Here is a 15,908-nt window from a genome sequence, read left to right on the forward strand (position 1 = left end):
AGTTAGTGTAAATTAAACAACAATAAACGGGGATTTACGTCACCGCTTCTAAATAAATTAAATTGTTCATCGCCTCTTCATTGGTACTACCGCACGTTTCCCGGTCTGCCTTAAAATCGCTGCACACTTGAGGGCGCTCTGGCTTACCAAAAATAGAGCATAAATTCTTGTCATTTAAGTACTCACAGCGAATGTTAGCAGCCTTTCCCAAAGAGCTGATACTGGGCGCTATACAGCATGCACCACAGCCTAATCTACAGTCCATAATAAGCACCTTTTCAGTCAAAAAGAAGCATTATACCCGTTGCACTCTCACCTGTATGCAATCGGCACGAAATATATACAGCTTTTAGCAATTGTAAAAATGTAACTGGGTACGCAATGCTTTGTTACATATTGGGGTGATATCAAAACACCTTGAAATATCTATTGTCGTATTATTGATGGTAATTGATATGTTGATGGTTATTTTCAGCGTATCCCAATTGTCAATTCAGGAAGGAATTAACATCGTGGCTAGTAAAAAACAAATTATATTACCGGGTGTCGTCTTACTTGGCGGTATTGCAAGTGCAATTGCATTTGCGTCGATGAAAACGCCACCCGCTGAAAAAGAAAAAAAAATCATTCACCCATTAGTTGAGGTAGCGCCCGTGCAAGTTGCGCCTCTAGAAATGTCTGTAAACTCTTACGGTATTGTGAAACCTAAATACAGCACCAAATTGGTCGCGCAAGTAAGCGGTCAGATAATTACTCTTTCTGAACAGTTTGTGAAAGGCGGGTTTGTTAAAAAAGGCGATCTATTAGCACGTATTGACCCCAATGATTACGAGGCAGCACTGATTGACGCGCAGGCTACCCTTGCCCAAGCAAGCTCTGCTTTAGAGATTGAACAAGCGCAAGCACACGTTGCCAAAACTGAGTGGGAGCGAATCAAAAGTAATGCAAATTCGACTATTCCTTCTGAGCTGTATCTAAGAAAACCGCAACTTGCAGAAAAGCTAGCTAGGTTTAAAGCAGCGCAAGCGAGTGTAAAGCGTGCAAAAAGAAATCTAGAGCGAACATATGTGAAGGCACCATATGACGCAATTATTGAAAGCCGAGCATTGAGTTTAGGCAGTGTAGTTAATCAAGGTAGTTCGGTCGGTGTATTAAATGCGATTTCTGTTGCAGAAGTCCGTTTGCCCGTCGCAGACAACGATCTTCAACACCTCGACAACAACGGCATCAACGCTAAAGTGACATTAATGGCCAAAGTAGCCGGTCAAGACGTCGCTTGGCAAGGTAAAATTGTGCGCAGCGAAGGCGTCATTGATAACCGCAGTCGCATGACTTACTTGGTAGCGCAAGTAGAGCGCCCCTATGACAACAGTCAAGCACCACTGCGCTTTGGCGCGTATTTGAACGCACAAATCAAAGGTAAACTGCTTAATAACGCAGTAGAGATCCCGCACCACCTCGTACGAGATGGCAAAGTGGCTATCTTAAACAAAGATCGTACCCTCTCATTTAAAACTTTAAATGTCGTCAGAGAATATGATGGCTTGGTCGTTGCAAATCAAGGCCTAGAATCAGGGCAACAATTAATTACCTCCTCATTGGAATTCCCAACCGAAGGTATGCAGCTGAGCTTGGATGATAGCCAAGCCGCTGCACCTTCTAATGCGCTTGCATTGAAAGAGGAGTAATGACGTATGGATACTCAAGAAAAAGGTCTAATAGCGTGGTTTGCACGTAATCCTGTCGCTGCAAATCTACTGATGATTTTTATTCTCGTCGGTGGATTACTCACTGCGTTTACAATACAAAAGCAACTGTTCCCACAAAACACCAATTACTGGTTAAGCATTCAAGCTATCTATCCCGGTGCCGCACCTCAGGAAGTAGAAGAAGGGATCACTATTAAAGTAGAGGAATCAATGGAAGGCCTTGAGGGTATCAAACGATTGATCACCTACTCTAACAGAGGCTATTCACAAACTTGGATTGAAGTAGACCATCAGTACGACCCAAAAGATGTTCTCGATGAAGTTAAAATGCAAGTTGATTCCATTTCAACCTTCCCTACGGGTATGGAACGCCCCATCATTCGTAACGAAAAAAATGAACAGGAAGTCATGCTCCTGACATTAAATGGGGATATGAGTTTCGAGGAGCTTAAGCACCTTGGTAACAATTTACATGACGAAATGTTAGCTTTACCGGGCGTAAATCTAGTGACTTTTAATGGTGGCCTGGATTATGAAATTGGCATTGAAGTCAGTCCTGATAAACTGCGCGAATATGGTCTGACATTCAGAAATATTGCGGATGCAGTACGTAACTACTCTGCCAATATGTCAGCAGGTCAAATCCGATCTGACAATGGTTACATCTCTATGCGGGTTGAAAACCAAGCTTATCGCGGCCATGACTTTGAACAGCTTCCTTTGATCACCTTAGAAGACGGCGCGCAAATTCGTTTAGGTGATGTTGCCACCATCTCAGATGGCTTTGAAGAAGGGTTGATGTACTCTCTGTACAACGGAAAGAATTCCCTGATCTATGAAGTGCGCGCCTCTAAAGATCAAGACATTACAAACGTTGCAGGGATCATCAAAAACTACCTAAAAGAAAAGCAAGGCCAGTTACCACAAGGCGTGAAATTAGAACCATTTTTAGATTTCACCTATTACCTTGAAGGCCGCCTTAACATGATGGTTGAAAACATGATCATAGGTGGTGTACTGGTTATGCTTATGCTGGCACTATTTTTAAGAATTAGGTTAGCGTTTTGGGTCATGATGGGCCTACCAGTCTCATTTTTAGGCGCATTTTTACTCATGCCAGCAGGCACTGTTGATATCACCATCAACCTTGCCTCTCTATTTGCGTTCATACTGGTACTGGGTATTGTGGTAGACGATGCCATCGTCGTCGGCGAATCCGCCCATGCTGAAATAGAGAAACACGGTCACAGTTTAGACAACGTCGTGCGTGGTGTTAAACGTGTTGCAGTCCCTGCTACCTTTGGTGTACTTACCACCATTGCCGCATTTTTCCCACAAACTTTATCCACTGGGCCTGAAGCGGCATTTTCCAAAGCGATTGGTGGCGTGATCATTCTCTGTCTGATTTTCTCGCTGATTGAGTCAAAGCTAATATTGCCTGCGCACCTTGCGGCAATGAAAGACAAGCCGAGCAACCCTAACAACCCATTTCACCGCTTACGTGAAGCATTAGACAACGGCCTAAAAAACTTCATCGAAAACATCTATAGACCTTCAATTGAAAAGTGTATTCATTATCGCTATACCGTCATTGTCGGGTTTATTTGTATTTTAATTGTCAGTGTTGGTCTATTTATGGGTGGATTCATCAAGTTCGTTGCCAACCCTAAAATCCCCCATGATTTCCCAAGCATACAAGTAGAAATGAACTTATCTTCTTCAGAGTCTGCGACACTTGAAACCATTAAAAAGCTTGAGACAATGCTCTATCAGGTAGAGCAACAAATCGAGCAAGAACACAATCAGGTCATGGTTAAAAACTTTGCTGTCAATATGAACGGTAGAACCAATGCCACTATCCGTGCGGTACTGGTTGAGCCACATTTGCGCCCAATTGATACGTTTGAGTTAAGTGCCATGTGGCGCGAGAATATGCCTTTGCTACCAGGGGTTAAAAACCTAAATATTCAAGACAGTATTTCTGACGGTGGCAGAGATGATGGAGACATCAGCTTCCGATTAGAAGGCAAAGACAAAGAAACACTCAAAGAAGTAGCACAAAGGCTCAAAGACAAGCTCAGAACCATTGAAGGTGTGGGTGATGTCAACGACTCGATGCAATCTGCAACAGACGAAATTCAGCTTGAACTCAAACCGCTTGCATACAGTATGGGACTTACCCTTGCAGATGTGGCCTCACAAGTTAACTTTAGCTACTACGGTATTGAAGCCCAGCGGATCTTGAGAAATGGTGAAGAAATTAAAGTTATGATCCGCTACCCAGAAGCACAACGAGATGCCATCAGTGACATCCAAGACGTACGTATTATTTCACCTACTGGCGCTGAAATCCCTTTAGTTGAAGTTGCTAACATCAAACAAGTAGAAGGTGTCAGTCGCATCCGTCGTGAAAACTCTAAACGTACTGTGAGTGTCTGGGCATCTATCGATACTGATAAAGCTGAACCTTTCAAAATAGCTGAGCAAATCAGCGAAGAATATCTACCAAGCTTATTAGAAGGATATCCTGGAGTTACAAGTAGCATCGCAGGTCGCATCCAAGAAGAAATGGACAGCGTTGCCGAACAATTCAGAGATTTTGCCATCTCAATGATGATCATCTTTGCATTGCTGGCAATCCCGCTTCGTTCCTACTCTCAACCTCTGCTGATCATGTCTGTTATTCCTTTTGGTGTCGTTGGCGCTGTATTTGGCCACATGGTACTGGGCATGACTATGAGCGGCTTGTCCATGTTTGGTATTATCGCAGTCGCAGGGGTTGTCGTGAATGACTCACTGGTGATGGTCGATTTTGTCAATAAAGCCAGAGAACAAGGTATGAGTATAAAAGAAGCTGTTGTTGAGGCCGGTTGTCGCCGCTTCAGAGCAATCCTGCTTACATCTCTAACAACATTTATTGGGCTTGTGCCGATTATTATGGAAACCAGTTTACAAGCACAGATTGTCATCCCGATGGCTGTATCATTGGCATTTGGTGTTCTGTTTGCCACTGTCATCACATTACTGCTTATCCCATGTCAATACGTCATGTTGGAGGATATTAAACAACTCACTAGAAAGGTACTGCGCAGACAAAAAACAGCACAGTCTCCAGCACCTTCTAATTTAAGCTAGTGCTGATACTTTACTTCCTGACCGAGCCCAGCATTACGCTGGGCTTTTATACTTAATTACCACCAGCTATAAAAATAATATATTTATACTAATTTGTAATTTGAAATTAGGTTATTTTAATTAGTCTTCTTTACAAATGCAGTGAATAAAGACACACTAAAGCAAGTGTCTTGTAATTCTCTCGTATTATGAAATTATCCTCTTTAATTATCGTTTTAATTACGTTTTTGTTAACTGCTTGTGGCAATGAAGAAGCTGGCCGAGGTGACAAAGATACACCTGGCTATACTGCATCGATGTATTTTGATGCGCTTTACAATAAAAAAGATATGAAGGTAGCGTTAGAACTCGCCACACCAAGACTTGCCAGGATCATGCGCTCTTACGGCACGCCCTCACAATTCACTAGAAACCTTGTCAATATGCAGTTCGATCACGTTACGATTGAACTCGACATGACCAATAAAAGTTTACGCGAACAATACGGAAAAAATGCCAAAGTAAATCTCATTTTCACTGGGCAATTACACGGTAATCAAGTGGACGATATGCGCAGTGTTCAAATGGTCAAGCGCAAGGGCAGCTGGTATGTAGATAAAATTAACCCAGACCCTTACGCACGATAAAATAGTTAAGAAGCGCTCGATACATCGACACTGAGCGCTTCATCGCTTAACTGTAGCCACTCCCCTAACAATTGTTTGTCCCCTTCAGAAATAACCCCAGCTTCACACGCTTCGCTCAATTGCTCTGGCAAAGATTTAGCGTATAACTTGATACTCTGTTTTTTCTGCCACCTTAAAAAGTCATGATATGCTGAAGTCACTTTTTTTGACAAATTAAGCGCCGACTCCAGCTTTTCTAATCCTGGCATATTTTGGCTAGGGCATAAGGTGCTGATCCTCATCCTTGTAGTATGATTTTCATACACACTTGCACATAACGCTTTGACCTGCTCATCAGACACCTCTCGAGAGCGGGTACCGAAAGGAAAAAATACACGCCTTACGATACTTCGAAATCCTCTAGGTAAAAAGTTATCGACGAAGCTTTTCATCGCATTGCTATAACTAGATAAATGGTACGACATCGCAACATGAAGTAACGGTAAATCTCCACACTGGTGCCCGTCATCTTCATACTTTTTCAAAACACAAGATGCCAGATATAAATGACTTAGCATATCGCCCAACCGAGCGGATTGCATCTCACGATATTTTAGTTTTCCACCTAGCTTTAACATGGCAATATCACTCAACGATGACAACACTTGGCTATACCAAGTCAGTTTTTGATAATAACGTGCCACATCGCCGCTGACAGGACTACGGACAAAGCGTCCAACCGTCAGTCCATTGAGTAAGGCTTTCACTGCATTTTTACCTGAGTGAGCAATATGCTCAACAAGTAATTTATCGAACACTTTCAACCCCTGTTCAGGGTCATCCATCTGCGCCGCTTCCATCTCTTGTAAAATAAAAGGATGACAGCGGCTAGCACCTTGACCAAATATCATCAAATTCCGTGTGAGTATATTGGCACCTTCTACTGTGATGCTAATTGGCATACCTGCATAATGATTGGCCAAGTAGTTTAACGGCCCTTTTTGTATCGCTTTTCCTCCATGAATATCCATCGCGTCATTAATGACGACTCTCGCTTGCTCTGTTAAATGATATTTAGCGATGGCAGTGATTACCGATGGCTTTTTCTTTAAATCCACCGCAAGCGCCGTGTTTTCTCTCGCAGCCTCAATACTGTATGTTAAACCGAATATACGTGCCGATGCACTTTGCACGCCTTCAAATTGCCCAATCGGCTGCTTAAATTGATAACGAAGCTGAGTATATGCTGAAGTGGATTTTGCACATAATTGCGCTGTGCCAGCACTTAATGCCGGCAATGAAATACCGCGCCCCGCACTTAGACAGGAAACGAGCATCCGCCAACCCTTCCCTACACCACTTTCGCCACCAATCACCCAATCAAGTGGAATAAAAACATCCTTCCCAGAAGTCGTGCCATTCATAAATGCCAGACCCATTGGATCATGCCGCTCACCTTGATTCACACCATCATGTGAGGTTGGGATCAAGGCACAAGTAATACCTCGCTCAACCTGTTCACTCAACAAGTTATCTGGATCGTACACTTTAAAGGCCAAACCTAACACATCAGCCACAGGGGCGAGCGTAATATATCGCTTCGACCAAGTCACTTTTAAACCCAATACATCTTTACCTTCATACTCTTGACGACACACTGTCGCATGATCTGTGATCCCTCCAGCATCAGAACCTGCGTGCAAAGAAGTCAATGCGAAGCACGGTAACACTTCACCACTGGCCAATTTGGGCAGCCAATGTTGCTGCTGTAACTGCGTGCCAAAATGCAGCAATAATTCTGCAGGACCCAAACTATTTGGTACCATCACCGTAACAGCGGCTGACAAACTGCGTGTCGCAATCGTAGATACTATGACTGAGTTAGCTTGTGCACTAAACTCCTTACCACCAAAGCTTTTGGGAATAATCATTGAGAAAAAACCTTTCTCGCGCAAAAATTGCCATGTCTCTTCGGATAAATCACCTCGCGCCGTGATCTCGCTTTCATCAAGCATCGCCATTAACTCAGCCAATTCGTTGCTGACAAAAGCTTGCTCTTCATCTGATAGACGTGGTTTTCCCGATTTTAACCACATATTCCAATCAGGCTTGCCACTAAATAGGCTGGCATCCCACCAGGTGTCGCCTGCTTTCATTGCTTCTTTTTCAGTTTCAGAGAGTTCCGGTAAGGCACATTTAAAGTAGTTAAATGTTGGTTTAGAAATCCATTTTAGGCGTATATCTTTTACCGAGAATATAACCCAAACAGCAATAATCAATAATAAAATTAGCCACATCAGCGTTGTTCCCCAACTAAGTATCAAAGGTAAGTATGGATGAAAAACACACTAACTCAATAATTCACTCGCTTTGTTGATCTAGGAATAACATTGACGGTTTCGTGTGCTATTTTCCCTCCCAGTTTGACGTCAGATAATTGAGCACATTGGCAGACGCTGCTATCATCAACGCCCTCTATAACAAAAAGTGAAAACACAATGTCAGCAAAATTTAAACTCAGCCTAAGCGCAATCTTTGTCGCTGGGGTACTCTCACTGAGTGGCTGTAACTCCACAACGACGACTGAAAAACTAACTGAAAAAGACGCCGAAGTATTCCTTGCCGAAGCCGAAAAACAACTACAAGATTTATCTGTAAGAAGCGGCCGAGCTGCGTGGATTTATGCTAATTTCATTACTGAAGACACCGCTGCGCTATCTGCGGAAGTAAGCAGAGAATACACAGCAGCACTTGTTGCGCTAGCCAACGAAGCCGCTAAATTTGATGACTTAGAATTAAATTACGACAATCGTCGAAAACTTGATAAGTTAAAGCTTAACTTAACACTTCCTGCTCCTAAAGATCCGCAAAAAACAGCAAAGCTTGCAAAGCTATCAGCTGAACTAGATGGTCTTTATGGTAAAGGTAAGTACTGTAATAACGGTACTTGTATGAGCCTAGGTGACATGACAGCTAAAATGGCCACCAGCCGAAATTACGAAGAGCTGCTAAATATCTGGCAAGGCTGGCGCGAAGTATCAAAGCCAATGCGTCCCCTCTACAAAGATCTTGTATCATTGGCCAACGAAGGCGCTAACGAACTTGGCTATGCTGACACAGGCGCAATGTGGCGTAGCAAATACGACATGCCGGCAGATGATTTTGCAAAAGAGTTAGACCGCATTTGGGGTCAGGTCAAACCTCTTTATAACTCACTACATTGCCATGTGCGCGCAAAACTTGGTGAAAAGTATGGTGAAGACAAAGTACCACAAGACCAACCTATCCCTGCGCACCTGTTAGGTAATATGTGGGCACAAACTTGGGGCAACGTGTATGACTTGGTTGCGCCAGAAAACGCCGATCCAGGTTATGATTTAACCCAGCTACTTAAAGAGCATGACTACGATGCGATTAAGATGACCAAAGGCGCTGAAAAGTTCTTTACCTCTATGGGTTTTGAACCCCTACCTGAAACATTTTGGACACGTTCACTTTTCTTAAAGCCACAAGATCGTGATGTTCAATGTCACGCATCGGCTTGGAATCTAGATAACAAAGACGATCTGCGTATCAAAATGTGTATCCAGCAAACTGGTGAAGAGTTTTCAGTTATTCACCATGAGTTAGGTCATAACTTTTATCAACGTGCTTACAACAAGTTACCTCTGTACTATCAAGAAAGTGCCAATGACGGTTTCCACGAAGCCATTGGTGATACCATCGCGCTCTCCGTAACGCCGGGTTATTTAAAAGAAATCGGATTGCTAGAGCAAGTACCTGATGAATCAAAAGACATTGGCTTATTGATGAAAATGGCGATGGATAAAGTGGCATTTATTCCATTTGGTTTGTTAGTAGACCAGTGGCGCTGGAAGGTATACTCAGGTGAAATCAGCCCAGAACAATACAACCAAGCATGGTGGGAATTACGTGAAAAGTATCAAGGTGTAAAATCGCCTGTAGCACGCAGCGAAAACGACTTTGACCCAGGTGCAAAATACCATGTACCAGGCAATGTACCTTACACTCGCTATTTCTTAGCACATATCTTACAGTTTGAATTCCACAAATCACTGTGTGAAATTGCAGGCAGTAAAGAAGCAATTCACCGCTGCTCTGTTTACAACTCAAAAGAAGCTGGTGAGCGTTTGAATACCATGCTGGAAATGGGCAGCAGCCGCCCTTGGCAAGAAGCACTCGAAATTGTTACAGGCAACCAGCAGATGGATGCAACGGCGATTTTAGATTACTTTGCACCGTTACAAGCTTACCTAGATGAGCAAAACAAAGGCCGTCAGTGTGGTTGGTAAAAACTAGCTAAAATTAAATAGCGCAGCATTTTACTGCGCTATTTATTTCTTATGCCATATTCTGCAACACTTTTTTGCTTCCTCCTCATATAAATTCAAGCTAATGTATTGACCTGAATGAGGAGACCTTATGAATTTTCAACGCACATGGTTATTTAGCCAATTTGAACTCTCGCGTCTATTTGCCACAAAACGCGGTTGGCTCGCTATCGCCGCATTTTTTCTTGTCTGGCTTATGGTTTTACGTTACCCCATCTACAATGCAGTACCTTTCATCAGTAGCTATGAGTTTTCTGACATTGTAGGACAAGTCGCAGGCACAGTCGGTTTGTCTGCTTTAATATCTTGGCCTGAAGCTGAGCTTACGATGTTTTGGCTCATCGGCCTATTTACTTTTCCTATGTTCGCACTATTTGTCAGTGCTGAGCAAACTGTCGAAGATAGAAATAGGGGCACCCTGAGATTTTTAACCATGCGCAGTACACGGCTAGAAATATTACTTGGCCGATTTATAGGGCAAGTGATGATCTTAGCGTCTCTTATCGCCCTTGTTACCTTTGCCACGCTTGCCATGATGCTCTATCGAGATGCCAGTTTACTTCCGTCAGCATTGATCAAATCCGTTGCAATTTGGGGCAAATTATTACTGACATGTTTACCCTTTATCGCTTTGATGAGCTTACTTAATTTAGTCACAAACTCAGCGAGAATGTGTATTGTCTTTGCCATTTTGTTTTTTACCATTGTGGCATCTGTGCTCAACTATCTCGGCGCACAATATCCAATGCTTGATTGGCTTAATTACCTTATACCAGGGCACCAAGTAACAGAACTAACCGGTTGGCAAAATACCCCTCTTTTTGCTTATACACTTCCAGCGTGCCAAACACTGGTGTTGCTTGGTATTGGGCACGTATTACTGAAAGGGAGAGATCTATGAGTGCAGTGATTGAAGTCACATCTTTAAGCAAAAAATTTGGAGCAAAACAAGCTCTAAACAATGTTGCATTCACGATAAATAAAGGCAGCACTGTGGCGTTAGTTGGTCCGAACGGTGCTGGAAAAACAACATTATTTAGCATCATTTGTGGTTACTTAAAGCCAAGTGGCGGGTCAATTAATATACTCGGCCACCCCCCTGGTGATGCAAAGTTATTTGGCAAAATTTCAGCTCTTCCTCAAGATGCACAGCTTGATCCAAAATTTTCAGTCGAAAAACAACTGAGTTTTTTTGCTAAATTACAAGGTATGTCAAGTAAAGCTGCTAAAGAAGACACACAACGTGTATTAGAACTTGTTGATTTAGCCCATGTTGCCAACTCCAAAACGAGTGAGTTATCACACGGCATGCGAAAACGCGTGTGTATTGCACAGGCATTACTAGGCAGTCCGCAAGTGGTATTGCTAGACGAAGCCACAGCCGGACTGGATCCTAAAAACGCCAAAGCAATTCGTAACCTCATTGCCTCTTTGCAAGGTGATATGACTTTCATTTTAAGTTCACACGATCTCAGTGAACTAGAGCGTCTATGTGATACGGTGCTCTATCTGGAACAAGGTCAACTTTCAAGCCATCAAAGTGATCTTTACCAAAGTGAACAAGGCAGCTTTGTTACTTTACAAATGCTCAACCTTGATACCCCAATGAAAGACAAAATAGCACAGCTCAGCGGTGTTAAAAATATCAAACAAACTCAATCTGATGAGCTTGTCATTGAATATGATAAGCAAGATAGACCGTTTGATTTATCTTTACTCTCCCTGATCCACGAAAATAGCTGGACTTACAAACAACTAGTCAATGGCAGGACGCTTGAAAACCAGTTATTTGTTGATTAACAATCATCAATTAACGTGTTATGGGCCACGATGTGTATATATTTATGGTTGAGAGGCATATGAAAATACTCAGACTGGTCCGTCATGCCAAATGAAACTGGGAAGAGGCATCCATTGATGACTTTGATAGGCCACTTAAATCGAAAGGTATTGTAAAGACAAATAAACTAGCAGCGCTTGGGCCATTGTCAGACACGTAGATCATAGCAAGTCTTGAAAAGCGAGCACTAGACACGGCAACGATTTTACACCGCTGTTGCGCATCCCAAAGTGAATTAGTACGGTGCGATGCACTCTACACCTTCAGCCCTGAATCATTATTCAAAGTCAATACGCAATATCATGCACGTTTTAATGATATTTGTTGTGTTGCACATAATCCTGCTAGTGCGGCTGTGGCAAACTACCTTGGCGGGCCCAATCTCAACATTATTATCACTAGTGAATATGTCGAATTGAGTACCTGCGCCCATAATTTGGAGCGAACTTCGACTACAAAAATGAATTATATTAAACACTTATTTTTAGATTAGCACTTGATCGTTCCATTTTAGGAACTAGTATCTTTAATACACAACACTCAAAGGAAAACCATGCAGTTTGTTCAATTAAATAGTCAAAGTACAGGGCTTGCAGCGCTATTTGATGAAATTGATACATTAATGAATAGCCTCTATCCTGCCGATGCCAATGATTTAGTGCCGATTGACGAAGTAGACAACCCCGGTACTTATCTCATCGGCCACTATGACAGAGAAGAACTCGTCGCCTGTGGCAGCTATATTGTTAAACAAGACTACGCTGAGCTAAAGCGTATTTATGTCAAACCCTCTCAGCGTGGTAAAGGGGTGGCAAAAGCGATCGTGCAACACCTACTCATGAAGGCCAAAGAATATGGCGTTAAGCACGTCAAACTAGAAACTGGCGATCAACAACATGCTGCAATTAAGCTATATAAAGCGCTTGGTTTCGAGTTCTGTGATGCGTTTGGACAATATCGCCAAGAACCTTCTTCCGTTTTTATGCAGCTTTCATTTATACGTTAAATACATACATAAAAATGCTTGCTAATACTTGCCACACTGTATCTAATACGCTAATCACACGGTATGCAACGAAGTAAAAACAAACAATGAAAACAGCAATCGTGCTTGGCGCGACCGGCCTTATTGGTAAGATCTTAGTACAACAACTGATAGAGCAAGCAGCGATTGAAAAAGTCATCGCCATCACCCGCCGACCCGTTGATTATCAATCGGATAAAATAATAAACCAAGTAGTAGACTTTGATAACTTAACTCAATTCGTCCATATTTTTCATGGTGATATGCTTTTCTCTTGCTTAGGCACAACCAAGAAACAAGCTGGCTCGATCGCGAAACAGAGAACCGTCGACTTAGACTATCAACTTCAAGTTGCTAAACTAGCAGCCCAAAACCAAATCAAACACTACTTTTTGGTCTCTTCCAGCGGTGCAAATGCAGATAGTTCAAGCTCATATCTTCAAATGAAAGGCGAACTAGAACACCATGTGAAACAACTTCACTTTGATACAGTGAATATTTTCCAGCCTTCATTGCTCGTTGGACAACGTCCAGATACGCGTATAGCCGAAACGCTCGGAAATTATCTTTTACCGACTATCTGCAGGCTTCCTTGGCTAAAAAAATACCGTCCAATCTCAGGGCAGCAAGTGGCGAAAAAAATGGTCTCAGTGGCTATGACAAAGCACAAAAAATCTCATACCTATGCATTGGATGTGCTGTTCGATTGCTAGCAGATTTCATAAAGTTAGACGTCATTGCTGGCACCGTCGGGATAAATTGTTATCCACCTGATTAAATTCAATTGGTCTAGGCGCCGCGCCTCTGTACAATCGCGCGAACCGTATTGTTTGACATTTTTGATTCAAACTCCATTTCGGCCTGTTTGCGTGGCGTAACCCGCACACTCACACTGAAGCTCAACTCCTTTAACACGTACCCGCCACTTAAGTTTAGTGTCTGACTTTTTAGTATCAGCCTCAAATTTATGAGTAAGATTACGCAAGCAAGCAGATTGCATTTCTGACGATGTTGACGCTTTTGAAACTACCAATGGATACCCCAGCTCAACACATGCCCCCATAACGAATTTATTTTCATCTTGCATGACATTGTAAACACCATTCGACGTATTGGTCTGAGCTACTTTTTGAGGCTGGCTTTCATTGCTTTGCGCACTATGATTGCCTTCGCACCCAACCAACATACAAATACTGACCGCCCATACTGGCACCATCATTGCGTTACATCGCTCCTTGCTTGGCATATTAAATTCTCTCACTTTAGACCCTCATAACTTAGGTAGTAGTGTAGATGCCTCGCGCAGTTGTGCCGTTAAATTTCTTCATCTGCGGTAACTTTTCCTTTAAAAGGTACATTTTAACATGCAAATCATTGGTTTCACTCCTTCTTAACCTTGCTGTATACTAGTCCCCAATCCCTCATCAAGAATGCAAAAGTAGATCAATTTCCGAGAACAGCATGACCAATAGCGCTTCAAATACTGCCCTTATACAAGAACTCAAGTCTATCGTTGGTAACAGCTTTGTACTGACTGATAACACCAAAAAGCAGCCATATACCAAAGGATTTCGTTTTGGTTCAGGCGAAGCACTAGCAGTGGTAAGACCCGCTACTTTATTGGAAATTTGGCAAGCACTTAAAGCCTGTGTTGCTGCTGATGTCATTGTAATCATGCAAGCTGCCAATACTGGCCTAACTGGCGGCTCTACACCCGATGGTAAAAATTATGATCGCCCGATTGTCATAATCAGTACCATGCGCATTGATAGCATTCAGCTTATCGACAATGCCAAACAAATCGTTGGCCTTGCGGGCAGTACCTTATTTGGCCTTGAAGATACATTGGCACCACATGGTCGTGAACCGCATTCTGTGATCGGTTCATCATGCATTGGCGCATCCATTGTTGGCGGGATTTGTAACAACTCAGGCGGTGCATTAGTGCAAAGAGGTCCAGCCTATACTGAGCTGTCTTTATACGCACAAATAGACGGCCAAGGTAATTTGTCACTGGTTAATAACCTCGGTATTAACCTTGGTAATACACCAGAAGAAATGCTAACTAATTTGCAAGAACAAAATTACACAGATGCCGATGTTCAATTTCCAGAACTTCGTGCATCCGATGATGAATACCATGAGCGGGTAAGAGATGTTGATGCCGATACTCCTTCACGATTCAACAATGACGGACGTCGCCTGTATGAGTCCTCTGGTTGTGCCGGTAAGCTGGCGGTCTTTGCAGTGAGATTAGATACTTATCCTGTGCCTGAAAAACATCAAGTCTTTTATGTGGGTACAAACGACCCAGCTGTTTTAGCTCAGATCCGCCGCGATATATTATCTAAGTTCGACAACTTACCAGTATCAGGAGAGTACCTGCATAGAGACTGTTATGACGCCTCTAAGAAATACGGTAAAGATACCTTTTTGGTAATAGACAAACTTGGTTCTAAATACATTCCAAAGATGTTCGGGATCAAACGTACTGTGGATCGCATAGCCGATAACTTTAAGTTTTTACCCAGTAAGTTTTCAGACCGCATTATGCAATACTTGAGTTGCCTATGGCCAAATCACTTGCCAAAACGCATGGATGAATACCGCGATCGTTATGAACATCACTGGATTGTAGAAATGAGTAATGCAGGTGTTGCTGAAGCCAAAGCTTATTTTGATGAATTCTTCAAAACGAATGAAGGAAGTTACTTCGAATGTACCGAAGACGAAGGTGAAAAAGCCATTCTGCATCGTTTTGTCGCTGGCGGCGCAATTGGCAGAATGCAAACTATGAACAGCAAAGAGATGGGGGCGATTATGACGATTGATGTCGCATTCCCTCGTAATGAACAAGATTGGTTTGAACAACTCCCCCCTGAAATTGACGAACAAATCGCTGTAAAACTCTATTATGGACACCTTTTCTGCCATGTTATGCATCAAAACTACATCATGAAACCAGGTGTAGATGCTAAAGCCGTCAAGAATAAGATCTTAGAAACATTCGACAAGCGCGGCGCTGAATATCCGGCAGAGCATAACGTGGGGCATGAGTATTTCGCTAAAGACGCCCTCAAATCTTTTTACAAAAAGCTCGACCCAACCAACTCATTTAACCCGGGGATCGGCAAAACTAGTAAGTGTAAACATTGGCATGAACCTGCTGATAAATAATCTTTTTTGCTGCAATATTTAGCCAATATTGCAGCATTTCACGCCCATTACTCCCTCCTGAGTTAA

12 protein-coding genes are annotated in these 15,908 nt (G+C 42.6%); 9 read left to right on the forward strand and 3 right to left on the reverse strand.

Translation table 11 applies throughout. The features are described from left to right. Window positions 1-34: 34 nt before the first annotated feature. The gene (locus S4054249_RS13445; protein ID WP_046354986.1) at window positions 35-265 is read right to left on the reverse strand and encodes a hypothetical protein; all 231 of its coding nucleotides are present in this window, start codon (window positions 263-265) and stop codon (window positions 35-37) included. Window positions 266-512: 247 nt separating this feature from the next. Between S4054249_RS13445 and S4054249_RS13450 the strand changes: the two genes are divergently transcribed. From S4054249_RS13450 to S4054249_RS13460, 3 genes are all read left to right on the forward strand, one after another. Next, the gene (locus tag S4054249_RS13450) at window positions 513-1,688 is read left to right on the forward strand and encodes an efflux RND transporter periplasmic adaptor subunit (RefSeq protein WP_046354996.1); all 1,176 of its coding nucleotides are present in this window, start codon (window positions 513-515) and stop codon (window positions 1,686-1,688) included. A 6-nt stretch (window positions 1,689-1,694) separates the two neighbouring features. Next, the gene (locus S4054249_RS13455) at window positions 1,695-4,844 is read left to right on the forward strand and encodes an efflux RND transporter permease subunit (protein WP_046354985.1); all 3,150 of its coding nucleotides are present in this window, start codon (window positions 1,695-1,697) and stop codon (window positions 4,842-4,844) included. A 188-nt stretch (window positions 4,845-5,032) separates the two neighbouring features. Next, entirely contained in the window at window positions 5,033-5,470 is a 438-nt protein-coding gene (locus S4054249_RS13460; RefSeq protein ID WP_080928294.1) for a hypothetical protein, read from the forward strand. Between the two features lie 5 nt (window positions 5,471-5,475). Here the strand turns inward: S4054249_RS13460 and S4054249_RS13465 are convergent, their stop codons facing one another. After that, entirely contained in the window at window positions 5,476-7,746 is a 2,271-nt protein-coding gene (locus S4054249_RS13465) for an acyl-CoA dehydrogenase (RefSeq protein ID WP_046354983.1), read from the reverse strand. A 201-nt stretch (window positions 7,747-7,947) separates the two neighbouring features. On the opposite strand from S4054249_RS13465, the gene S4054249_RS13470 reads away from it, so the two are divergent. The 5 genes from S4054249_RS13470 to S4054249_RS13490 all read left to right on the forward strand — a co-directional run bounded on the left by S4054249_RS13470 (window position 7,948) and on the right by S4054249_RS13490 (window position 13,378). Beyond that, window positions 7,948-9,762, forward strand: coding sequence for a M2 family metallopeptidase (locus tag S4054249_RS13470; RefSeq protein ID WP_046354982.1), 1,815 nt, complete (start codon window positions 7,948-7,950; stop codon window positions 9,760-9,762). 130 nt (window positions 9,763-9,892) lie between these two features. Next, window positions 9,893-10,702: an ABC transporter permease subunit gene (locus tag S4054249_RS13475; RefSeq protein WP_046354981.1), complete on the forward strand. Its 810-nt coding sequence runs from the start codon at window positions 9,893-9,895 to the stop codon at window positions 10,700-10,702. Continuing rightward, window positions 10,699-11,601, forward strand: a complete 903-nt coding sequence (locus tag S4054249_RS13480) for an ABC transporter ATP-binding protein (protein WP_046354980.1) — start codon at window positions 10,699-10,701, stop codon at window positions 11,599-11,601. Before S4054249_RS13475 ends, S4054249_RS13480 begins: the two co-directional genes overlap by 4 nt. Window positions 11,602-12,194: 593 nt before the next feature. After that, window positions 12,195-12,647 (forward strand): GNAT family N-acetyltransferase, encoded by a 453-nt coding sequence (locus S4054249_RS13485; protein ID WP_046354979.1) that lies wholly within the window; start codon window positions 12,195-12,197, stop codon window positions 12,645-12,647. Between the two features lie 86 nt (window positions 12,648-12,733). Then, the gene (locus S4054249_RS13490; RefSeq protein ID WP_046354978.1) at window positions 12,734-13,378 is read left to right on the forward strand and encodes an NAD-dependent epimerase/dehydratase family protein; all 645 of its coding nucleotides are present in this window, start codon (window positions 12,734-12,736) and stop codon (window positions 13,376-13,378) included. A 131-nt stretch (window positions 13,379-13,509) separates the two neighbouring features. Here the strand turns inward: S4054249_RS13490 and S4054249_RS13495 are convergent, their stop codons facing one another. Continuing rightward, window positions 13,510-13,884: a hypothetical protein gene (locus tag S4054249_RS13495; RefSeq protein ID WP_046354977.1), complete on the reverse strand. Its 375-nt coding sequence runs from the start codon at window positions 13,882-13,884 to the stop codon at window positions 13,510-13,512. A 242-nt stretch (window positions 13,885-14,126) separates the two neighbouring features. Between S4054249_RS13495 and dld the strand changes: the two genes are divergently transcribed. Further along, window positions 14,127-15,842: a D-lactate dehydrogenase gene (gene dld / locus S4054249_RS13500; protein WP_046354976.1), complete on the forward strand. Its 1,716-nt coding sequence runs from the start codon at window positions 14,127-14,129 to the stop codon at window positions 15,840-15,842. Window positions 15,843-15,908 lie beyond the last annotated feature (66 nt).

The sequence above is a fragment of the Pseudoalteromonas luteoviolacea genome (assembly GCF_001750165.1).
Classification (GTDB): domain Bacteria; phylum Pseudomonadota; class Gammaproteobacteria; order Enterobacterales; family Alteromonadaceae; genus Pseudoalteromonas; species Pseudoalteromonas luteoviolacea_G.